Source organism: Nonomuraea fuscirosea (assembly GCF_003001935.1).
Lineage (GTDB): Bacteria > Actinomycetota > Actinomycetes > Streptosporangiales > Streptosporangiaceae > Nonomuraea > Nonomuraea fuscirosea.
In genome coordinates, this window is record NZ_PVNG01000032.1 from 71,893 (window position 1) to 92,787 (window position 20,895).

Annotated in this window: 17 protein-coding genes and 1 pseudogene; 7 read left to right on the forward strand and 11 right to left on the reverse strand. The window is 73.1% G+C overall.

Features of this window, described 5'->3' with window-relative positions:
• Nucleotides 1-169: 169 nt before the first annotated feature.
• Complete coding sequence (locus B0I32_RS50160) at nt 170-883, forward strand: HNH endonuclease family protein (RefSeq protein WP_219912431.1); 714 nt, start codon at nt 170-172, stop codon at nt 881-883.
• A 10-nt stretch (nt 884-893) separates the two neighbouring features.
• Here the strand turns inward: B0I32_RS50160 and B0I32_RS50165 are convergent, their stop codons facing one another.
• Entirely contained in the window at nt 894-1,730 is an 837-nt protein-coding gene (locus B0I32_RS50165; RefSeq protein ID WP_106251955.1) for a GDSL-type esterase/lipase family protein, read from the reverse strand.
• Nucleotides 1,731-1,948: 218 nt separating this feature from the next.
• On the opposite strand from B0I32_RS50165, the gene B0I32_RS50170 reads away from it, so the two are divergent.
• Nucleotides 1,949-3,178, forward strand: a complete 1,230-nt coding sequence (locus B0I32_RS50170; protein ID WP_106251887.1) for an isochorismate synthase — start codon at nt 1,949-1,951, stop codon at nt 3,176-3,178.
• 66 nt (nt 3,179-3,244) lie between these two features.
• Here the strand turns inward: B0I32_RS50170 and B0I32_RS50175 are convergent, their stop codons facing one another.
• The 3 genes and pseudogenes from B0I32_RS50175 to tnpA form a co-directional block, all read right to left on the reverse strand.
• A complete protein-coding gene (locus B0I32_RS50175) occupies nt 3,245-3,865 on the reverse strand; it encodes a YigZ family protein (RefSeq protein ID WP_106251888.1) in 621 nt (206 codons plus the stop codon).
• Nucleotides 3,866-3,982: 117 nt separating this feature from the next.
• Nucleotides 3,983-5,149, reverse strand: coding sequence for an RNA-guided endonuclease InsQ/TnpB family protein (locus B0I32_RS50180; RefSeq protein ID WP_245956647.1), 1,167 nt, complete (start codon nt 5,147-5,149; stop codon nt 3,983-3,985).
• Nucleotides 5,150-5,165: 16 nt separating this feature from the next.
• Nucleotides 5,166-5,546, reverse strand: a pseudogene (gene tnpA, locus B0I32_RS50185) (IS200/IS605 family transposase); the annotation flags it as partial.
• A 195-nt stretch (nt 5,547-5,741) separates the two neighbouring features.
• On the opposite strand from tnpA, the gene B0I32_RS50190 reads away from it, so the two are divergent.
• The 3 genes from B0I32_RS50190 (at nt 5,742) to B0I32_RS50200 (ending at nt 9,909) form a co-directional block, all read left to right on the forward strand.
• Nucleotides 5,742-6,071 carry a hypothetical protein gene (locus B0I32_RS50190; protein ID WP_146178614.1) on the forward strand — a complete coding sequence of 110 codons (330 nt, stop codon included), beginning with the start codon at nt 5,742-5,744 and terminating at the stop codon, nt 6,069-6,071.
• 188 nt (nt 6,072-6,259) lie between these two features.
• On the forward strand, nt 6,260-8,284 hold the full coding sequence (locus B0I32_RS50195; protein ID WP_106251895.1) for a hydantoinase/oxoprolinase family protein: 2,025 nt from the start codon (nt 6,260-6,262) through the stop codon (nt 8,282-8,284).
• Nucleotides 8,281-9,909, forward strand: a complete 1,629-nt coding sequence (locus B0I32_RS50200; RefSeq protein ID WP_106251897.1) for a hydantoinase B/oxoprolinase family protein — start codon at nt 8,281-8,283, stop codon at nt 9,907-9,909. The genes B0I32_RS50195 and B0I32_RS50200 overlap by 4 nt, the downstream gene beginning before the upstream one ends.
• Here the strand turns inward: B0I32_RS50200 and B0I32_RS50205 are convergent.
• Nucleotides 9,899-11,266 (reverse strand): MFS transporter, encoded by a 1,368-nt coding sequence (locus B0I32_RS50205; protein WP_106251899.1) that lies wholly within the window; start codon nt 11,264-11,266, stop codon nt 9,899-9,901. The two genes, B0I32_RS50200 and B0I32_RS50205, sit on opposite strands and share 11 nt — an antisense overlap.
• Nucleotides 11,263-11,835, reverse strand: a complete 573-nt coding sequence (locus B0I32_RS50210; protein ID WP_106251900.1) for an ArsR/SmtB family transcription factor — start codon at nt 11,833-11,835, stop codon at nt 11,263-11,265. Before B0I32_RS50210 ends, B0I32_RS50205 begins: the two co-directional genes overlap by 4 nt.
• 173 nt (nt 11,836-12,008) lie before the next feature.
• Between B0I32_RS50210 and B0I32_RS50215 the strand changes: the two genes are divergently transcribed.
• Entirely contained in the window at nt 12,009-13,607 is a 1,599-nt protein-coding gene (locus B0I32_RS50215; RefSeq protein ID WP_106251958.1) for a glycoside hydrolase family 31 protein, read from the forward strand.
• On the opposite strand, the gene B0I32_RS50220 is transcribed toward B0I32_RS50215, so the two are convergent.
• The 5 genes from B0I32_RS50220 to B0I32_RS50240 all read right to left on the reverse strand — a co-directional run bounded on the left by B0I32_RS50220 (nt 13,549) and on the right by B0I32_RS50240 (nt 19,234).
• A complete protein-coding gene (locus B0I32_RS50220; protein ID WP_106251902.1) occupies nt 13,549-14,505 on the reverse strand; it encodes a hypothetical protein in 957 nt (318 codons plus the stop codon). The genes B0I32_RS50215 and B0I32_RS50220 overlap by 59 nt on opposite strands.
• Nucleotides 14,502-14,981: a hypothetical protein gene (locus B0I32_RS50225; protein ID WP_106251903.1), complete on the reverse strand. Its 480-nt coding sequence runs from the start codon at nt 14,979-14,981 to the stop codon at nt 14,502-14,504. Before B0I32_RS50225 ends, B0I32_RS50220 begins: the two co-directional genes overlap by 4 nt.
• 3 nt (nt 14,982-14,984) lie before the next feature.
• Nucleotides 14,985-16,199 (reverse strand): macrolide family glycosyltransferase, encoded by a 1,215-nt coding sequence (locus tag B0I32_RS50230; protein ID WP_106251905.1) that lies wholly within the window; start codon nt 16,197-16,199, stop codon nt 14,985-14,987.
• Nucleotides 16,196-17,146, reverse strand: a complete 951-nt coding sequence (locus B0I32_RS50235; protein WP_106251906.1) for a patatin-like phospholipase family protein — start codon at nt 17,144-17,146, stop codon at nt 16,196-16,198. Before B0I32_RS50235 ends, B0I32_RS50230 begins: the two co-directional genes overlap by 4 nt.
• Before the next feature lie 246 nt (nt 17,147-17,392).
• Entirely contained in the window at nt 17,393-19,234 is a 1,842-nt protein-coding gene (locus B0I32_RS50240; RefSeq protein WP_106251908.1) for a serine hydrolase domain-containing protein, read from the reverse strand.
• A gap of 166 nt (nt 19,235-19,400) precedes the next feature.
• Between B0I32_RS50240 and B0I32_RS50245 the strand changes: the two genes are divergently transcribed.
• A complete protein-coding gene (locus B0I32_RS50245) occupies nt 19,401-20,894 on the forward strand; it encodes a CehA/McbA family metallohydrolase domain-containing protein (protein WP_106251909.1) in 1,494 nt (497 codons plus the stop codon).
• The last annotated feature ends 1 nt before the right edge of the window (nt 20,895 follow it).

The window sequence follows — 20,895 nt, forward strand, 5'->3', positions numbered from 1 at the left end:
CCACCGCCCCTCTGGACGCACTCCGCCCGGCCCCCCACCGCCCCTCCTGGCGCGCTCGCCCGTCCCGTCCGCTCGTCGCGGTGAGATGATCAGTCACACAACCCTTCCCGTGTCAAAAGCGCCGATGCCGGGAATTTCTCTAGACAACCTGGAGCTCACGGAGGTCTGCTTGAGCACCAAGGACGCGGTCGCCGTCCTCGCCGGAGCCATCGTCATCGTCTCGTTCATCGGCACTGCCAAGACCCCGCCGGCCACCGCGGCCAGCCCCCTGGGCAACATCAGCGGCACGCTGCCGGGTCTGGCCCCTCTCACCTCCCCCGACGACAGGCGCGAGGCCCGTGGCCTCATCAAACGCCTGCGCGTCAAAGGCTTCGGCCCCAACACCGGATACCAGCGCACCCGGTACGGGGGCAACTGGGCCGACGACGCCACCGGGGTGCCGTACGCGCGCAACGGCTGCCGTACCCGGGACGACCTGCTGGCCCGCGACGGCCGGAACGTGAAGTACCGCAAGGGGTCGAGCTGCGAGGTCGTCTCGATGGAGCTGACCGACCCCTACACCGGGCGGCTCATCCACTGGCACAAGGACAACGCCGCCGAGGTGCAGGTCGACCACGTGGTGCCGCTCAACTACGGGTGGCGCATGGGGTCGCGGCACTGGTCGATGACGAAGCGGCTGGACTTCGCCAACGACCCGCTCAACCTGCTGCCCGTGGACGGCGAGGCGAACGAGCACAAGGACGCCTCGGGGCCGTCGGGCTGGCTGCCGCCGCGCCGGGGCATCAGGTGCGCGTACGTCACCCGGTTCGCGCAGGTGGCGCTCAAGTACGACGTCCCCGTCACCCCGGCCGACAAGAAGACCATGCTGGCCCAGTGCCGCTGAGCCGCCGCGGCTATCGCGGGTCGATCCAGTCGAAGCCGCGCCGGAAGGTCTGCTCCGCCAGCACCCGCTGCCCGGCCGTGTTGGGGTGGAAGTAGTCCCACTTGCTGACCTGGTCGAGGGTGAAGGGGTAGGCGAAGACCGCTCCCCCGTCGGTGCGGCAGGCGGTCCCGTACGCGGCGCACGCCTCGGCCGCCGCCCGGTTGTAGTCGATCACCCTGGCCCGGACCCTGGCCCGGCGCTCGGTGTCGGCTTTGCGGGTGGAGGTGGGCCGGACCAGCAGGCTCTGGCAGATGCGGCCGACCTGCCAGAACGTACGGGCCAGCGGGTTGCTCCGCCCGGCCTGCCACAGCCGCCGCACGTCGGGGATGCTGGCCACGAACACCCTGGCCCGCGGCAGCCCCGCGCGCAGCTCGGCCAGGGCGGTGTCCAGCCGGCGCCGGTAGGTGGCCACCGGGGTCATCGCCTGCTCGGTGCGGGCGCAGGCGTCGACCGCGCCGATGAGGATCGTGACGTAGTCGGCCTTGGCGGCGACCGCCTTGCGTACCTGGCCGAGCAGGTCGGCGCTGGTGGAGCCGGGGACGGCGAAGGTGAGATTGTGTTTCTGGAGCGTTCCAGACAGCTTCGACAGGCGCAGGTAGTGGCTGGAGACGGCGGCGTGGTCGCCGGTGGACCAGGAGCGGGCGGTGCAGGAGACGTACCAGCCGCAGGCGTTGAAGCCGGCCGAGATGGAGTCGCCGAGCGCGGCCATGATCTCGGGGACGGGCTCCGCCGGAGCGGCGGCGTGGGCCGGGACCGAGGCGGCGAGGACGACGGCGGCGGCCAGCGCGGGCCCGAGGCGAACGATCATGGCCACCAAGGTAGATAGCCGATCACCCCGCCACTATGGCTACACGGCAAGGTCCGCCAGTTCAGGACCGACTTCATATCCCCGCTTGACAGGCCATAGGCAATCTGGTGATACCCAATACCTAACGGCATCCCGCTTTTTCCTGGTTCGTTGCCCGTAACCTCGCATTCACGGGGGTCCGAGTCGAACGTGTTCAGTTCCCGCATAGAGTGTCTTGGGTGAGTGTCGCGCTCGGAACAACCCGCCCGCTGCCGGTTCGCACCACCCTTGTCGGCGACCCCGGTGACCTGCTGGCCTCCCTCCCCAGGACGGCCCCCTACGCCTGGATCAGGAACGGCGAGGGCCTGGTCGGATGGGGTGAGGCCGCCCGCGTGACCGTGCCTCCCGGCCCCGGCAGGTTCGCCTGGGCCCGCCGGTGGCTGGCCGGCGTCCTCGGTGAGGCGCACGTCGACGACGCCGTGGGCGCTCCCGGCTCCGGCGCGGTCGCCTTCGGCAGCTTCACCTTCGACGAGGACGCCCACGGCTCCGTCCTCGTGGTCCCGCGCGCCGTGCTGGCCCGCCGTGACGGCCAGGCCTGGCTGACCACCATCGGGGACGCGCCGCTGGAGTCGTTCACGCCGATCCGCGACCCGGGCCGGATCAGCTACGGCGACGGCAGCCTGAGCGCGCCCGAGTGGGAGCACGTCGTGGCCCGCGCCGCCAAGCGCATCCGCGAGGGCGAGCTGGAGAAGGTGGTGCTGGCCCGCGACCTGGTCGCCACCGCCGAGCGGCCGATCGACGTGCGGCTGCTGCTGACCCGCCTGGCCCGGCGCTATCCCGAGTGCTACACGTTCTCGGTCGCGGGACTGGTCGGGGCCACGCCCGAGCTGCTGATCCGGCGTACGGGGCAGGAGATCGAGTCGCTGGTGCTGGCCGGGACGACGCCGCGCGGCACCGGCGCGGCCGACGACCTCGCCCGCGGCAAGGCGCTGCTGGCCTCGACGAAGGACCGGCACGAGCACGAGTGCGCGATCGCCTCCGTACGCCAGACGCTGTCGCCCCTGTGCTCCTCGCTGACCACGCCCGACGAGCCCGAACTGCTGGTCCTGCCCAATGTGCAGCACCTGGCCAGCCACGTCACGGGACGGCTGGCCGACGGGGCCTCCGTCCTGGACGTGGTGGCGGCCATGCACCCGACGGCGGCCGTCGGCGGCACCCCGACCCCCACCGCGATCGAGGTGATCCGCGAGCTGGAGGGCATGGACCGGGCCGGTTACGCCGGTCCCGTGGGCTGGATCGACGCCCGGGGCGACGGCGAGTGGGGCATCGCGCTGCGCTCGGGCCTGGTCGAGGGGCGTCGGGCCCGGCTGTTCGCGGGGGGCGGCATCATGGGCGACTCCGATCCGGCGGCCGAGCTGGCCGAGGCGCAGGCGAAGTTCCGGGTCATGCAGTACGCCCTGGAGGGCTGAGCCGGGCGGGCCCGTGATCAGGCAGGCCCCTGATCAAGCGGGCCCCTGATCAGCAGGTCAGGCAGGTCAGGCGGGTACGTGGAGGTCGGCGCCCGGCGTGACGCGGGCCCGGCCGGCCGTCAGCGTGGCCACCCAGTCGGCGAACGCCGCGACCTCGTCCAGCCCCACCGCCACCGCGAAGGTGACCTCCCCCGCGTACGTCACCTCGCGCACCGCGTGGCGGGAGGCGCGCAGGTCGTTCTCCACCCGCCCGGCCTGGTCGTGCGCGACCGCGACGTGCACGAGCCTGGCCGGCACCATCCGGACGGGCTCGGCCCGGTCGAGGGTCTCGGTCACCGCCCCGCCGTAGGCGCGCACCAGCCCGCCCGCGCCCAGCAGGGTGCCGCCGAAGTAGCGCGTCACCACCGCCACCACGTCGCTGAACCCCCGGCCCACCAGCGCCTGCACCATGGGCGTGCCCGCCGTGCCGCCGGGCTCGCCGTCGTCGTCGCCCTTCTGGACGCGCTCGCCGATCACGTACGCGGTGCAGTTGTGGGTGGCGCCGGCGTGCTCGGCGCGGCGGCCGGCGATGAAGGCCGCCGCCTCCTCGACCGTGCGGGCCGGGGCCACGGCGCAGATGAAGCGCGAACGCCGCGCCTCGGTCTCGTGCTCGACGACAGTCGTGAGTGTGAGGTACGGGGCAGACACATTCGACAGGGTATGCCGTTGCCGGGGGCACTCCGGGAGCTAGCATGCCGACTATCCATCAGGACCTTTAGGGAGGGTCTCGTGACTCCTCCGCCCCCCGAAGAGGGCGGCTTCTCGCTATGCCGCTGCGGCTTCGCGAAGGGCAAGCCCTGCCCCGAGAATGTTGATCGCCGCGTTGACGTCGGCGTGCGCGGTGTGGCCGCACGCCGTACAGGCGAACTCGGCTTGGGTGGCGCGGTTCTCTTTCGCCACGTGCCCGCATGGGGCGCACGTGCGGGAGGTGTTGCGGGGGTCCACGGAGATCAGCTCTCGACCGGCGCTTTCAGCCTTGTGCGCGAGGATGCCCAGGAACACCCCCCAGCCCGCGTCCAGGATGCTGTTGTTCAGTCCGGCCTTGGCCGCCGCGCGGTTGGGCAGGTAGCCGCCTTCCCCGTCCGGTTTCGGGGCTGGGCTCTTGGTCATGTTCGCGATCCGCAGGTCCTCGTGCACGATCATGTCGTAGCGGCGGATCAGGGCGTTCGCGACCTTGTGCGCGCCGTCGAGCCGTTGACGCCGGACCTTGCCGTGCAGGGCTGCGACGCGGGCGACCGCCTTACGGCGGCGCTTGGACCCGCGCTTCTTACGGGCGAGGTCCTGCTGAGCGGCTGCCAGCTTCTCGGCGGACGCCGCGAGGCGCCGCGGGTTGCCGACCTGCTCGCCGTCCGAGGTGGTCAGGAACGACGCCACGCCCATGTCCACGCCGACGACCGCACCCGTGGCGGGCAGGATCTCGGCGGGCACGTCGTCGCACGACAGGACGACGTACCAGCGGGAGCCTTCCCGCTTTACGCTGATCGTCTTCACCCGGCCCCGCACCGGGCGGTGCTGGTGCACGCGGACATGCCCGACGCCTTGAAGGCGGACGAACGTGGCGGACGGGTGCTCGGGCTGGGAGTTCCACCGGCAGCCGTCGCCGTCCTCGGGCCACTCGACCGTGTCGAACCAGCCCCGGCCCTTGAATCGCGGGAAGCCCGGAGTGCGACCGGCCTTGACGCGGTCGAAGAACGCGCGGAACGCCTTGTCCAGGCGGCGCAGGGTGGCCTGCTGGGAGGAGAACGACCAGTGCGCCTGATCGGGGTCGTAGGCGCGGATCTCCTTGAGCTGGGCGGACTGGTCGCCGTACCGGATCGACACCTGGGACCGCTTGTACGCCTCGCGCCGCTCCAAAAGCGCCGCGTTGTACAGGGCGCGGTGGTCGTCCAGGCACGCGGTGAGCGCGGCCTGCTGATGCGCGGTCGGACGCATGAGGAACTTGTAAGACCTACGCACGGCCACCCGCCTGGGGCGCCCGCTCACACCGCGTCTCGATGTGACGCCGCACCGTCTCTGCGGACACGGCGCCGACGGTGGCCACGAAGCAGGACCGCGACCACAGCGTGGGCAACTGGGAACGCAGACCACCGAACTCGGCGCGCAGGTGGTGCGAGGTGAACCCTTTGAACTGGCCGGCCACATACGACGGCGAGTTCTGCGGATACGGCTCGGCGAACAGGTGCACGTGGTCGGGCATCACCTGGGGCGCCCCCATCTCCCACCGGTGCTCGTCGGCCTTGACGCAGATCAGCTCCTCCAAGCGGGCCTTCACCCGGCCGCCCGGAACGGGACGGCGGTACCTCGGGCACCGCACGACGTGGTACCCGAGCTCATACGCCGCACCGGGAAGGTGCGCACCTGACGAGTCACACGATCCTTATAACAGCGTCACACATCCAGTGCGCGATGAACGGAGATCTCTGATGCCCGAATCTGGCGGGTCACTGCACGCTCGGGCCTTGGCGGCCCTCCCGCTTCCGATTCCCCCGACAGCTGAAGCCGCCGGTCCCCTCGGGAGGTACTGATGGAAACGGCGAATGACGTCATGCCCTATGCCGCGGCGGCGATCGACGCCTTCGGCACCGGTGTGCTGGCCAAGACCGGTGAGCTGGCCGCCGACACGCCCGCCGCCCGCGGCTCGCGCATCCTGCAGCGGGTGTTCGGGCGCGGGGACGCCCGTGCCAGAGATCTGATCGATCGGGTGGCGGGTGCCAAGCCGGACGACGAGGCCGGGCGGACGGCGTTGCGGCTGGCGATCGAGGAGGCGTTCCAGGCGGATCCTCTCCTGCGGCGCGAGGTCGCGGCGATGCTGCCCCGGGAGGGGGATGACGCCCGGTTCGCGGCGTCGTACTGACTCCTGCGACCGGCCCCTGTGATCGGCCCCTGTGATCGGCCCCTGTGATCGGCCCCTGTGATCGGCCCCTGTGATCGGCCCCTGTGATCGGGCCCTGCGACCGGCCCCTGCGACCGGCACTGCGGGGCGGGTCGCGTTGTGCGGAACGCACAGCGGGGCCCGGGATCGGGCGGCATACGGTGGCGCGCATGACTTGTCGCGTCGCCATGGACATCGGCGGCACCTTCACCGACGTCGTCTGCTACGACGAGCGGTCGGGGGCCGTCACCGCCTCGAAGGCGCCCACCACGCCGGGGGATCTCGCGGAGGGAGTGTTCGCCGCGCTCGGGCGGGTCGTGGCCGACCCCTCGGCCATCTCGTTCTTCGTGCACGGCACCACGCAGGGCCTGAACGCGCTGCTGGAACGCAAGGGCGCCCGCGTGCTGCTGCTGACGAGCCGGGGGGCCAGGGACGTCTACCAGATCGCCAGGGGCAACCGGGACCGCATGTTCGACCTGCGTTACCGCAAGCCGGCGCCGCTGGTGCCGCGCCAGGACGTGATGGAGGCGGGCGGGCGGCTGGACTACCGGGGGCGGGAGCTCGTGCCGCTGGACGAGGAGGCGGTGCGGGCGGCGGCGCGGCGGGCCCGCGCGGAGGGTTTCGACGCGGTGGCGGTGTGCCTGCTGTTCTCCTTCGCCGATCCGGCGCACGAGCTGCGGGCCGGGGAGATCCTGCGGGCCGAGCTGGGCGAGGACGTGCTGGTCGTGCTCTCGCACGAGGTGGCCAGGGAGTGGCGAGAGTACGAGCGGACCTCCTCGGCGGTGATGGAGGCGTACACGGGGCCGGTGGTGCGCCGTTATCTGGGCCGGATCGAGCGGCGCTTCGCCGAGCGGGGGCTGGCGGTGCCGGTGCACGTCATGCAGTCGTCGGGCGGGCTGGTGAACGCGTCGTACGCGATGCGCCGGCCGTTGCAGACGCTGCTGTCGGGGCCGGTCGGCGGGACGATGGGCGGGGTCGCGGCGGCCCGGCTGCTCGGGCGGGACAACGCGATCTGCGTGGACATGGGCGGCACGTCGTTCGACGTGTCGCTGGTCGTGAACGGGCGTCCGGACGTCAGCGCGGAGGCGCGCATCGAGGGTCATCCGGTGCTGATGCCGGTCGTGAACCTGCACACGATCGGCGCGGGCGGGGGGTCCATCGCCTACGCCGAGGCGGGCGCGCTGCGGGTGGGCCCCGAGTCGGCGGGGGCCGTTCCCGGGCCCGCCTGCTACGGCCGGGGCGGCACCCGGGCGACCGTCACGGATGCGAACGTGGTGCTGGGGCGGGTGGATCCGGCCTGGTTCGCGGGCGGGCTGATGACCCTGGACGCCGAGGCGGCCGGGGTCGCGGTGGCGGAGCTGGCCGGGGAGCTGGGGCTGGATCCGCTGCGGCTGGCCGAGGGCGTCTGCGACGTGGCCAACGCCAGGATGGCGCAGGCGATCAGGACGCTGACGGTGGAGCACGGCGTCGAGCCGCGCGAGTTCGCGCTGGTGGCGTTCGGCGGCGCGGGGGCGATGCACGCGGTGTTCATCGCGCGTGAGCTGGGGATCTCCGAGGTGGTGGTGCCGCGCTTTCCCGGGGCGTTCTCGGCGTGGGGGATGCTGGAGGCGGACGTGCGCAGGGATCTGACGCATCCGTACTTCCGGCATCAGGACACGCTGGACGGTGCCGACATGTCCGGAAATCTCGTGAAACTGGAACGGGACGCGTTCGAGGCGCTCGCCGGTCAGGGCGTGCCCGAGCCGCGGCGGCGGGTGGAGCACGCCGTGGACATGCGTTACGAGGGCCAGGACTACACGCTCACCATCCCGCTGCGCGACGCGGCCGAACCCGCCGGGCCCGGGTTCGCGGCGGAGATCGCGGCCCGCTACGCCGAGGCGCACACCAGCCGGTACGGGCACGCCACGCCCGAGGCGCCGGTGGAGTTCGTCATGCTGCGCAGCACCGGGTTCGGCTCGTTCCCCCGTACGGCCGCCCCCGCCCCCGGCGCCCCCGAGCAGGCGGAGCCGCACGTACGGGATGTGATCTTCGACGGCGCCGTGCACCGCACCCCCGTGCTGCGCCGCTCCGCCCTGGAAGGCGAACTGGCCGGGCCCGCGATCGTGGTGGAGGAGACCGCGACCACGGTCGTGCCGCCCGGCTGCCTGGTCACCGTGGACGACAACGGCTTTCTCATCGTGAAGGTGAACCAGTGATCGACCCCGTCACCACCGAGATCATCCGCTGCGCGCTGCTGCAGGCGGCGGAGGACATGAACACCACCCTCATCCGCAGCTCCTACACCCCCGTCATCTACGAGGCCAAGGACTGTGCGGTCGCGCTGCTCGACCGCGAGCACCACGTGCTCGGGCAGTCGTCCGGGCTGCCGATCTTCCTGGGCAACCTGGAGGTGTGCACCCGCGAGACCGAGCGCCTGTACGGGCCGGAGGTCTGGCAGGAGGGCGACGTCTGGGTGCTCAACGACTCCTACATCGGCGGCACCCACCTCAACGACGTGACCGTCTACGGGCCGATCTTCTGCGACGGGGAGCTGGCCGGGTTCGCCGCGTCGCGGGCGCACTGGCTGGACGTCGGCTCCAAGGACCCCGGCGGCTCGATGGACTCCACCTCGATCTTCCAGGAGGGCCTGCGGATGGGCCCGGTGAAGGTGTACGCGGGCGGCGCGCCCTGCCGCGACCTGCACGAGGTGATCGCGCGCAACGTGCGCTTCCCGCACGCCACGCTCGGCGACCTGCGCGCCCAGGTGAGCTGCGCCATGACCGGGCAGCGGCGGCTGCGCGAGATCGTCGGCCGCTGGGGCCTGGAGACGGTGACGGCCGCCCGTGACGAGATCTTCGCCCAGACCGAGCGCATGGAGCGGGCGGCCGTCGCGGCCATCCCCGACGGCGTCTACGAGGCGTCCGGCCATCTCGACAACGACGGCATCGACCTGGACACCCCGCTGCCGGTGACCGTGCGCGTCACGGTGTCGGGCGAGTCGATGCACGTCGACCTGACCGACTGCGCCGACCAGGCGCTCGGGCCGGTCAACTGCGGGGCGGCGCAGGCGGTGGCCGCGGTGCGGGTCGGGTACAAGCTGCTGGTGTCCGGCGAGGTGCCGCTCAACGGGGGCTCGTTCCGGCCGCTGTCGGTGCTGACGCGCCCCGGCTCGATGCTGGCCGCCGAGTCGCCGGCCGCCTGCCAGTACTACTACTCGCATCTGGGGCTGCTCATCGACCTGGTGGTCAAGGCGCTGGCGCCGGTGCTGCCGGACAAGGCGGCCGCGGCCTCGTACGGGGACTCGATGATCGTGCAGTTCACCGGGACGGATCCGCGTACCGGGAAGTTGTACGTCTCCCAGGAGGCCACGGTCGGCGGGTGGGGCGCGTGGGAGGGCGGCGACGGCGAGAGCTGCCTGATCAACAACGTGAACGGGTCACTGCGGGACATGCCGATCGAGGTGCTGGAGACGCTGTTCCCCGTGCGCGTCACCCGTTACGAGGTGCGTCCCGGTACCGGCGGGGCCGGGACGTGGCGCGGCGGCGACGGGGTGGTGCGCGAGTACGAGTTCTGCGGCGACACGTCGCTGTCGCTGTGGTTCGAACGGTCGGTCACCCCGGCGTGGGGGCTGGCGGGCGGCGCGGCGGGCGCTCCGCCGCGGGTCACGCTCAACCCCGGCACGGACGGGGCACGGGAGATGCTCAAGGTGAACGCTTCGCCCGTACGGGCGGGGGACGTGCTGCGGTGCGAGTCGGGCGGGGGCGGCGGCTACGGCCCGCCCGAACACCGCTCCCCCGAGGCCACGGCGGCCGACCTGGCCCAGGGCCTGATCACTCCCTGACCCCGACCCGCCCCTCGGCTCCGGCGCTCCCGTCCGGGGCGGGGCCGTCCGTCGCGGGGCGGGCGGTTGCGGTGCCGGCGGTAGCGGGGCCGTCCGTCGCGGGACCGGCGGGCGCGGGGCCGGCGCGGAGGCGGTCCATCTCCCGCCACTCCGGGCGCAGGCCGGTCAGGCCGAGGGCGAGCACGTAGGCGGCCCCGCAGGCCAGCAGCACCGGGGCCAGCCCCGCCACCGTCACCGCCGCCCCCGCCAGCAGCCCGCCCAGCGGGACGCCGACGTACGAGAGCGAGGTCTGCAGCCCGCCCACCCGGCCCAGCAGGTGGCGCGGCACCCGCTCGAACGAGACCGCCCCCAGGATCGGGTTGAGGAACCCGCCGCAGAACCCGCCCACCGCGAACACCGCCACGATCGCCACCACGGGCAGGTCGAAGGCCAGGAGCAGGAACCTCGGCGGCCCCGCGATCAGGAACGCCGCGAAGAGCACCGGACGGCGCGGCAACCGGTGCGCCACCGCCGCCGCGACCAGGCTCCCGCCGACCGCCGTCAGGCCCATCACGCTGCCGCACAACCCGAGCAGGACGGGCCCGTGCCCGCTCTCCTTCGCCCACACCGGGCCGAGCACCTGCCCGAACGCGGCGTCGAGCAGGTTCGTCACGCAGACCATGGCGATCACGGTGAGCAGTAGCGGCTCGCCCCGCAGGAAGGCCATCCCCTCCCCGAACCGCCGCCAGTACCCCTCGTCGCTCCCGGTAGCGGGCCCGGGCGTACCGGCGCTGTGCCCCATCCCCCTCGGCAACACCAATCCCACGACCATCGACCCGAGCGCGAAGAGGACCGCGCTCAGCCCCAGGCTCGGCAGCGCCCCGAACAGCCCGACCACCGCTCCCCCTGCGGCCGGCCCCACGGTCTGCGCCAGCCGCTCGGTCACCCCCATCAGCCCCGTGGCCCGCTCCAGCGGCATCCCCGCCCGCCCGGCCGCCTCAGGGATCATGATCTCCTTGGCCAGGTCCCCCGGCCCGCGCCCGGCGCCGATCACCACCACGAGGGCGATCAGCGCGCCCATCGGCAGCGCGCCCAGCGCGTCCAGCAGCACGACGGCCCCGGCCGCCACCGCGCTCACCACGTCGGCGGCCAGCGAGATCCGGCGCGGGCCCACTCGGTCGACCAGCGGCCCGGTCAACGCCTTGACCAGCACGTACGGGACCATCTCGGCGAACGCCACCACCCCGGTCCAGGCGGCGCTCCCGGTGGTGACCAGCACGTACCAGGGCAGGGCGATGGCCGACACCCGCGTCCCGGTCAGCGCCACCGCCGTGGCCGCCAGCACCCCGGCCAGCGGCCGGAACCGCCCGCCGGTCACGACGGTTCCGGCAGAACCTGGGTGATGACCGACACCCGCGCCGATCCCTCGGGCCCGTCCTCCCCGGGCAGGTCACGCCGGTAGCGGGCGATCACCTCTTCCAGCTCGCCCCGCAGCCGCAGCCCCTCCTCCGGCGTCAGCCGCAGCGCGAACGAGCTCAGGTCGAGCACGCTCCCCCACTCCCCCGGCATGGTCAGCATCTCGTTCACCGCCCGCTGGGCGCGCAGCCCGTACAGGGCCACGATCGACTGCATGTACGCCAGCACCGCCTCCGGCTCCGTCCTGGCCAGCTCCTCGTCGGACAGGCGGGTGATCTGGTGCACCGACCGCCACCACCGCTCCCGCGCGTTGCCCCGCTCGGCGTCCTCCTCCACGAACCCGGCCGCGCCGAGCCTGCGCAGGTGGTAACTGGCCGTCCCGGAGTTCACGCCGAGCCGCTCGGCCAGCCGGGTGGCGGTGGACGGACCGTGCTTGCGCAGCAGATCGACGAGCTGCACGCGTACGGGATGGGCCAGGGCTCGCAGGCCCTTGGCGTCGAGGACGACGACGCTCCTGTCGGGATCACTCATGCACCCGACTCTAAACCGCAAACACTTCTTCGCAAAGACTTCTTCGCGAAGAAGTGTTTGCGATCGTGGTGGGGAGGGGCCGGTTGCCGTGGCCGCTGGGGGCTTCCGCTAACGTCGGCGCCGCGCGAACGACGCGGGTCGCGTACGGCCGCCCGCCTGCAGAAGAGGTGCTGATGACGATCTCCCGCCCTGAGTCCGGTCCGCTGGCCGGGTCGTTCACGGAGTTGTCAGGGGATGAGCTGGAGCTGGTGCTGGAGGACGGTGAGGGGTGGTGGGGCGGCGCCGCCGAGGACGGGCTGTCGATGCCGTTCGGGACGGGGTCGTTCGCCCGTGATCTCGGCTCGCCCCGGGGGCACGGGTCGCGCGACGCCGCGCCGTCCAATCAGAGCGGGCCGGTGCTGGTGTCGACGCGTGGGCGGGTGGTCTGGTCGGAGCGGCCCTTCGCGTTCGCGTTCGAGGACGGCCTGCTGCGGTTGTCGGGGCGGGACGTCCTGGTCGGCCGGGGTGGTGGGTCGTTGCGGGAGGCGTTCCTGGCGGCCTCGCGCCGGTTCATTCCGCCGTCCGGGCGTGCTCCCGCGCGGGAGTTGTTCTCCGGGCCGCAGTACAACACGTGGATCGAGCATCCGTACACGCCCACGCAGGAGACGGTCCTGCGGTTCGCCCGTGACCTGCTGGAGAGCGGGATGCCGCCGGGCGTGGTGCTGATCGACGACTCGTGGGCGTGCGACTACGGCACCTGGCGGTTCGACCGGGCCCGTTTCCCCGATCCGGCGGCGATGATCGAGCAGTTGCACGCGTGGGGCTGCCGGGTGATGTTGTGGGTGGTCCCGTTCGTCAGCCCCGACTCCGCCGCCTTCCGCGAGGCGGAAGGGCGCGGCCTGCTCATCAGGGACCGGACCGGCGAGACCGCGATCCGCCGCTGGTGGAACGGGTTCAGCGCCACCCTCGACCTCACCGACCCGGCCGCCGTCCGATGGATGACGGACCAGCTCGACGCCCTCGTCGAGGAGACCGGTGTGGACGGGTTCAAGTTCGACGCCGGCGACGTCCGCGACTACCGGGCCGACGACCTCACCGCCGCCCCCGCCGAGCCGGTCGATCTGTGCGAGGCGTGGGCGCGGGTGGGGCTGCGGTATCCGTTCAACGAGTTCCGCGCCTGCTGGCGGATGGGCGGGCAGCCGCTCGGGCAGCGGCTGCAGGACAAGCCGGCCCTGTGGGGCCCGGCCGGGATCGAGTCGCTCGTTCCTGAGATGCTGGCCCAGGGCATGATCGGCTATCCGTTCGTCTGCCCGGACATGATCGGCGGCGGCGAGATCGGTTCCGTCGGCGGGCAGAGCGCGGTCGACCAGGAGTTCTTCGTCCGGTACGCCCAGATCGCCGCGCTCAGCCCGATGATGCAGTTCTCGGTCCTGCCCGTCCGCGTCCTGGACGACGAGCACCTCGCCGCGGTACGTGACGCGCTCGCCGTCCGGGAGTCCGTGCTGCCGCTCATCCTCGGGCTCGTGGACGAGGCCGCGAAGACCGGCGAGCCGATCGTGCGCCCGATGGCGTACCACGCGAGCGGGCTGGACGACGTGACCGACCAGTTCTTCCTCGGCCCCGACCTCGTCGTGGCACCCGTGACGGCGCAGGGCGCCACCGAGCGGATCGTCGCCCTGCCGCCGGGGCGCTGGCGCGGCGACGACGGCGCCGTGGTCGAGGGGCCGGCCCGGGTCACGGTGCCGTGTGATCTGTCCCGAATCCCCCGGTTCGAACGCCTGGCCGAGGGGTGAAGTCCCGGATGAGGCCGATCACGGTGTCGGCGGTGTGGTCGAGGTGGCTGCGGCCGTCGGGCAGCAGGGCCGCCGGGCTGATGTAACTGCGCCGTCCGAGGTGGGTGGCCGGGTCGAGCCGGTGCACGGTGATCTTGCCCGCGCGGACGGCCGCGTGCCAGCCGCTGCGGCGGAACAGCCGCCAGCGCTGGGGGAAGATCCAGGTGCAGACCCGTTCGATCCAGTCGCCGTCGCTGGTGAGCCGGTGCAGGTGGCGGGCGTGGGTGAGGTCGTTGGCGCCGTTGTGGAAGCCGCCGAGGGTGATCAGCAGGAGCGGGGGACGCAGCCGCGCGTGCAGTTCCTCGACCGCGCCCGTGGCGACCTGCGCGCCGCCGCTGTAGCTGAGCAGCACCACGGGGACGCCGCTGCCGGACCGGTAACCCGCCAGGCGCAGCTGGTCGGCGATCTGGCCGCCGACGGCGCGGTTGTACAGCGGGCGGTAGCGGTGGTCGGCCGCGACGAAGATCTGCATGACGTTGTGCAGGAACAGCAGCAGCCCGGCGCGGCGGCGCAGCCACGCCCACAGGGGGCGGTCGGCGAGCGGGGCGGCCAGCGGCGAGTACGGCTGCACCTGGCCCAGCACCCGCAGCTCCGGCGCTCCGGCGATCAGGGCCTTGACCAGCTGGCCGCCGTCGCGCGTGTCGTGGAAGCGGCGTTTGCCGATGCCGTCCAGGTAGACGAGGTAGGCGTCCGGCGGCCGGTCGGGGTCCGCGCCTCTGGCGTGGGGCATGCCGTACGGGAGCTCGCAGGCGGGTCTCCGCCAGCCGGCGGTGTACGCCATCACCTCGTGCCGGGCCAGCAGGGCCTCGGCGAGCAGCACCGCGCCGAACACCAGGACGAGGAACGGGAACTCGATCATGCGGGCACCTCCCTGCTGATCCACGCCACGAGGCGCCTGACCGCTTCGACGGCGAGGCCGAGCCCCACTCCCGCGACGGCCACGCAACCGGCGGCGGTCCACCAGCCCAGGTCCGTCAGGGCCGCGAGCGGGGCGACCAGGCTGGCCCCGACGGCGGCGAAGAGCAGCAGGTGCAGCAGGGGGCCGAGCAGCGGGAACGCGAGGACGGCGGCGAGCAGGAGCGGGGCGGCCAGCGCCGGGGTCCAGGTCAGTGTGGTGGTGGCCGGCGGGGGTGCGGGCTGCGTCAGGCCGGCCAGGGCCGAGGCGGTCAGGGGCCAGAGCGCGAACACGGAGCCCTCCACGACGGCCCCGGTCAACAGCAGCAGGACCGCGCCGGGCCTCGACGTGCCGGTCCGGCGGGCCAGCAGGGGCAGCAGGCGGCCGGCGGCCTCCGACAGCCCGGCGAGCAGCAGCAGGACGGCGACGGCGGGTGACATCGCTCAGCGCTCCCGCCGCGCGCCCACCGGAACCGGTCCGGCGGCCGGCCGCAGATGGCGCTCGATCTCGTCGGCGGCACGCAGGTAGCCGCCGGCCTCGTGCTGGGCCACCCGCAGGGCGGCCGCGGCCTCGCGGAAGCGGGGTTCGCCGAGCAGGCGGCGTGCCACGGCCTGCACGGCGCCGGCGGTGGCCTCCCCGGTACGGATCGACAGGCCGGCCCCCAGCTCGACCACCCGCCGGGCCACGAGCGGCTGGTCGGCCCCCTGCGGGACCAGCAGCATCGGCACCCCGGCGTACATGGCCTCGTTCACGCTGTTCATCCCGCCGTGCGTGACGAACAGCGCGGCGCGCTCCAGCACCTCCGGTTGCGGGACGAAGCGCCGGGCCAGCACGTTGCCCGGCAGCGGGCCCAGCGCGGCCGGATCGACCGCTCCGGTGGAGACGACCACGGTGCCGCCCAGCGGTGCCAGCGCCTCGGCGAACGTCCGCAGCAGCCGCGGGCCGGCGTTGAACACCGTGCCCAGGGAGGCGTACAAGACGGGAGCCCGCAGGGTGTCGGCCGGGAACGACGGGTCGAGGGGCCGCGCGCCGACGCTCGGGCCGACGAACCGGTACGACGGGTCGAAGCCGTCGGCGCCGGGCTGGAACGCGCGGGAGGTGAAGACCAGGTTGAGCGGCTCGCGTACGTTCGCCAGGTCGAGCAGCGGCAGCCCGCGCGTCCGATGGCGGCGGTGCAGCGCCCACCGCGAGCGCAGGAACCCCAGCGCGGCGCCGGGGTTGGCCAGCGCGGAGGCCAGCAGGTCCGCCGAGCCGCGGGTGGGGCTCGGCGTGTTCCGGTCGAACGCGAACGTGGTGAACAACGCCGCGGCCGGCACCCGGAGCTCGCGGGCGGCGACCGCGCCCCACGGGCAGGCGGAGCCGTGCACGATCAGGTCGGGCCCGATGCCGCGCAGGTCGGCGAGCACGGCGGGCAGCAGGCCGGCGCAGGCGCGGGCGAGCGCGTCCAGCATCGTGATCGGCAGCGGCGGGTCGGGCAGCGGCTGGTCGCCCCCGGGATAGAGACGCACGGTCGCGCCGGTGGCCTCGATCTCCTCCGCGAACGCGGGCGAGGTGTGACAGGTGACGCGGTGACCCCGGCGGACGAGCTCGGCGGCGAGCGGCAGGGTCGGGTTGACGTGGCCGTGCAGGGCGATGTTCAGGAACGCGATGGTGCTCATCGGGCGGCTCCCGAGGCGGAGGGGGTGGATGTGGTTCCGGCCCGGTAGAGGCCGGGCCCGCTGACGCGCAGCCCGTCGAGGAAGCGGCCCGCCTCGGCGGACGCGGTGCCGATCAGCCGCTCGGCCTGGCCGAAGTCCCACGGGGCCGGCCAGGTCTCGATGCCGGTCGGCACCACGACGGTGGGGATCCGGCGCGACACCTCGTCGAGGTCGCGCTCGATCTGATGGCGCAGCAGCAACTGGCCGGCCCTGGCCGCGACGGCGCCGGCCCACCGGGGCGGGACGACGGCGCGCGGCGCCCCGCTCTCCGGCCCGGTCGACAGCACGACCACGCTGGCCGCCCCCGCCTGGAGCGCCGCCCGTACCGGGACGAAGGCCACCACGCCGCCGTCCACGAGCCGGCGGCCCGCGCGATCGACCGGCGGCAGGATGCCCGGGATGGCGGCGCTGGCCAGCAGCGCGGACTCGAGGTCGCCGTGGTCGAGCAGCGCCTGCTCGCCGGTGGCCAGGTCCATGGCCACCGCGGTGAAGGGCAGCGCCAGTTGCTCGATCCGCGCGGGCAGCCCGGCCCTGGCGATCAGCCGGCGCAGGCCGCGGTCGGTGATCAGGCCGGCGCGGGTGGGCAGGGAGCCGAGCGGGAACACCTCGCGGCGGCGGACGTGGGTCCACACCCGGGCCAGCCAGGGTGCGGCCTGCCCGGGGTGGGCGGCGGCGATGGCTCCGTTGAGCGCGCCGACCGAGGTTCCGACGATCAGGTCCGGGACGAAGCCGCGCTGCTCCAGGGCGTACCCGACGCCGACCTGCGCGGCTCCGAGCACTCCCCCGCCGCCGACCACGACCGCCACGGGGCGGGGCAGGGCGCGCAGACCCGCCGTCGCCGAGGTCGTCTCCAGGGCGAGCGGGGTCGTGAGCCGGGGAGGCTGAGCCCGGCGACAGGTGATGGTCATGGTCCGCCTCTCTCACCGCGGCGCCCGACGAGCGCCGGATCGGGTCCGTTCCTCGGCCTGGACCGGGCGGCCGCGAGAGATCCGTGCCGCCGCCGGCCGTGGTGATCGAGTCCGGTCCCGCCGGCGGCTTCTCCCGTTAGTATCACATGATACCGTCGCGTTCGTAACTAATCGGAGAGTGTGACTCGTCACTCGCGGAGGCCGGACGGAAGAGGCCGGCCGGCCGGGAGCCGGATCCTGGGCCGGTCAGGGCCAGCCGTACACCTTCTTGACCGCGGCGGCGATCTCGGTGACCAGGCTCGTGCTGCTGCCGTTGGCCAGGATGGCGAAGCCGGCGCCGAGCCGCGGGTAGCCGGTGAACAGGGACTTGAAGCCGTAGTTGGAGCCGTCGTGGTTGTAGGAGAAGCGGTCGGTGCCCGCGCCGGCGATGAACAGGCCGCGGCCCATGCCGGGCTGGGGCCCCTGGCTGAGCAGCGTACGGACCGAGGTCCTGCTGAGCGGGCCGGTGATGTCGCCGGAGGCGGTGTAGGCCCGGTTGAGCCAGGACACCATGCGGCACAGGTCGAGCACGTTGGTGTAGAGGCCGGCGGCGGCCGACTCCGGATAGCGGTTGCGCCTGCCGGGGATCACCGTGCCGGTGGTGGTGTGGCCGGCGGCCAGTTCGAAGGCGGGGGCGAGCGCGTACGAGCTGGTGGTCATGCCGAGCGGGGCCAGCACCTCCTGCTGCATGTACTGGGCCAGCGTCATGCCGCTCTGCTGCTCCACCATCCGCTGCAGCAGCACGAAACCGGCGCCCGAGTAGTGGTATTCGGCGCCCGGCGCGGTGCTCAGCTCGATCTTCTGCGTGTTGCCCGCGCCGTTCATGACCTGCAGCAGTGTGGGAACGGTCGCGTCGGGGCCGTACCCGGGGAAGCCGCCGCCGCCCGCGTCGAAGCCGGTGCAGGCGCCGGCCGGGGTGGTGGAGCCGCGCCCGATCACGCCGGCCCGGTGGGTCAGCAGCCGGTCTATCGTGGGCGCCGCCGTGGAGGTGACGCAGGAGCGGCGGGGCAGGGTCCAGCCGAGGTAGGGGCGGACGTCGGCGCCGAGCGCGATCTTGCGCGTCTGGAGCAGCCGCAGGACGCCGATCGCGGTGACGGCCTTGCTGATCGACGCGGCCTGGAACGCGCTCTCGGGATGAGCCGCGCCCGAGCCGCCCGCCTCCAGCCGGCCGTAGCCGGTCGACCAGGCGATCTTGTTGCCGGTGACCACCGCGATGGCCACCCCCGGCGTCTTGTACGCGCTCATCCGCTGCCAGATCGTCGACCCGCCGACCGCGTTCTCGACCTGGCGCGCCTTGTCGGCGGGCAGCGCGGGCACCTTGCCACGTGAGGCCAGCGCCCACCCGCCGGACGGGGCGAAGGCCACGTTGTGCACCTGCCAGCCACCGTCGGCGAGGGTGTTCATCCGGTCGAAGCACGCGTCGGGGACGCCTCGGGCGTGGAACTCGTCCTGCGCCACGACCGTCCAGCCACCGGCGCGGGGGAAGGCGACGCGGGTGATGCGGCGGCCGCCCTGGGTGAGGTTGCGCATCATCTGGTAACACTCGTCGTCCACGCCCTTGGCGTGATAGCCGGCGGAGGCGGTCACCACCCAGCGGTCGCCGCCGGCCGGCGGGAAGGCGACGTCCACGACCTGCTGGCCGGCCTCATAGAAGGCGTCGATGCGCTGCTCGCACGCCGCGGTGACACCGCGCGCGGTCACGCCACGGTCGGTGGTGATCACCCAGCGGTCGCCGCCCTCGGGCGGGAAGGCCACACAGTGGATCCTCCGGCCGGCGGCGGCGAGCGCGCCGAGCTCGGTGAAGCAGGCGTCGGGGATGCCGCGGGCGAAGTAGCGGCCGTCCTGGGTGACCACGACCCAGCCGCCCGAGGGGGTGAAGGCGAGCGCGGTGACACCGTACGGGGCCAGTTCGCCCAGCTTGGCGTGTGCCTCGGCGGGAATGCCGGCGTCGTAATAGGGGAAGCTCGCGGCCTGGGCGGGGGTGACGTGTCCGGTCGCGGCGCCGAGGCCGGCGGCGCCCGCGAGGGCCAGGAAACGTCTGCGGTGCATGGGGGACTCCTTCTCACGGGGGGGCAGCGATGATCTTAGCCCCGTACCTCCCGGAGCCGAGGCGCAGCGCAGTGTTAGCGGCGGCTCCGGCGGCCATTCATGTCGCGTTCATGCCCCTATTGGAGGTTTGTCAGCTGTCACCCTTATCTGGAGGAAAGGCAGCACTGTGAGGAACAAGAAGGCCGAGGAGACCGAGCACTCCGGGCTTTCCCGACGCCGCCTGGTCAAGTACGCCGGTGTCGGCGCGACGCTGGCCGCGGCGGCTCCCCTGGTCGGCGGCACCCCGGCGCAGGCGGACGACGAGCGTACGTTCGGCAGCGGCGGCGGCGCCGGCCGGAGGTGGCGGGCGGGCGATCACCACGTCCACTCGGAGTACAGCGGCGAGTTCGACACCAAGACGAGCCCGCCGACCTTCCACAAGGGCGCGGACGCGGTCTACCCCATCGTCACCAACGCGATCATGGCCAAGCATTTCGGCCTGACCTGGGCGATGTGCACCGACCACGGCGGCCCGACGCACTCGAAGGTGAACCTGGAGCAGGCCTATCCCGACCTGCTGCGGTCACGGGTGCTGGTGCCGGAGGTGCTGCAGTTCTGGGGGATGGAGTTCGACGCGCCGGCGCTGGACCACCACACCTTGATGATCCCGCACCACGACGGGGAGGCGCAGCAGCTGTTCGAACTGGAGAGCCGCTTCGCCAAGCACGACGCCTTCCCCGCCGACCCGGGGCGCGACACCGAGGCCAAGATGGTGGAGTTCCTCAAGGCCGCCCGTGGCATGGGCCGCAAGCCGCTGGTGATCGCGCACCACGCGTCCCGGTCGGCGACCGGGCTCGGTGTGTGGGGGCAGGACACTCCGCGCGAGTTCCGCAACGGCAACAACGCCGCCCCCGACGTGTACGTGGGCTTCGAGGGCGCCCCCGGCCACCAGGCGGGACCGCTGAACGGCGGCGCCCGCGGCGGGTACGGCAACCACCCCACCTACGGCGGTTTCGACCAGATGACCGCCCGCGTCGGCGGGCTGTGGGACTCCCTGCTGGGCGAGGGACGGCACTGGTGGATCACCGCCACCTCCGACTCCCACGTGCACTGGACCAGGGGCGGCTCCGACTTCTGGCCGGGCGAGTACAGCAAGACGTACGTGGCGGCGCGGCAGGACTACGGCGACATCATGGACGGCCTGCGGGGCGGCCGGATCTTCGTGACCACCGGCGACCTGATCACCGCCCTCGACGTGACCGCGAGCAACCAGGGCCGCCGGGCCACGGTGAGCGAGACGCTCGTCGTCAACGGCCGGGGCCGCACCGACGTCGAGGTGGAGATCCGCTTCCGGCCCCTGGACGGGAAGAACGGCAACGGCGACCGTCCCGAGGTGCGGCGGGTCGACCTGATCACGGGCCAGGTCACCGGCGTGAGCTCGGACCTCGACGCCGCCACCAACCCCACCACGAAGGTCGTGGCCCGCTTCGGTCCCGGCGACTGGCGCCGCCAGGGCGAGGAGGTCGTCATCCGGCACACCCTGCGCGACGTGGGCCAGGACAGCTACCTGCGGGTGCGCGGCACCAGCACGGACGAGATGGAGCCGCAGGCCGACGGGAAGGAGAGCCCGTGGGAGGACCTGTGGTTCTACTCCAACCCCGTCTTCATCCGCGTCCGCTGAC

Excerpts from the sequence above, each read along its gene's own strand:
- B0I32_RS50165 (WP_106251955.1), bottom strand. The coding sequence starts at position 1,730 with ATGATCGTTCGCCTCGGGCCCGCGCTGGCCGCCGCCGTCGTCCTCGCC.
- B0I32_RS50180 (WP_245956647.1), bottom strand. The coding sequence starts at position 5,149 with ATGCGTCCGACCGCGCATCAGCAGGCCGCGCTCACCGCGTGCCTGGAC.
- B0I32_RS50190 (WP_146178614.1), top strand. The coding sequence starts at position 5,742 with ATGGAAACGGCGAATGACGTCATGCCCTATGCCGCGGCGGCGATCGAC.
- B0I32_RS50195 (WP_106251895.1), top strand. The coding sequence starts at position 6,260 with ATGACTTGTCGCGTCGCCATGGACATCGGCGGCACCTTCACCGACGTC.
- B0I32_RS50210 (WP_106251900.1), bottom strand. The coding sequence starts at position 11,835 with ATGAGTGATCCCGACAGGAGCGTCGTCGTCCTCGACGCCAAGGGCCTG.
- B0I32_RS50215 (WP_106251958.1), top strand. The coding sequence starts at position 12,009 with ATGACGATCTCCCGCCCTGAGTCCGGTCCGCTGGCCGGGTCGTTCACG.
- B0I32_RS50220 (WP_106251902.1), bottom strand. The coding sequence starts at position 14,505 with ATGATCGAGTTCCCGTTCCTCGTCCTGGTGTTCGGCGCGGTGCTGCTC.
- B0I32_RS50225 (WP_106251903.1), bottom strand. The coding sequence starts at position 14,981 with ATGTCACCCGCCGTCGCCGTCCTGCTGCTGCTCGCCGGGCTGTCGGAG.
- B0I32_RS50230 (WP_106251905.1), bottom strand. The coding sequence starts at position 16,199 with ATGAGCACCATCGCGTTCCTGAACATCGCCCTGCACGGCCACGTCAAC.
- B0I32_RS50235 (WP_106251906.1), bottom strand. The coding sequence starts at position 17,146 with ATGACCATCACCTGTCGCCGGGCTCAGCCTCCCCGGCTCACGACCCCG.
- B0I32_RS50240 (WP_106251908.1), bottom strand. The coding sequence starts at position 19,234 with ATGCACCGCAGACGTTTCCTGGCCCTCGCGGGCGCCGCCGGCCTCGGC.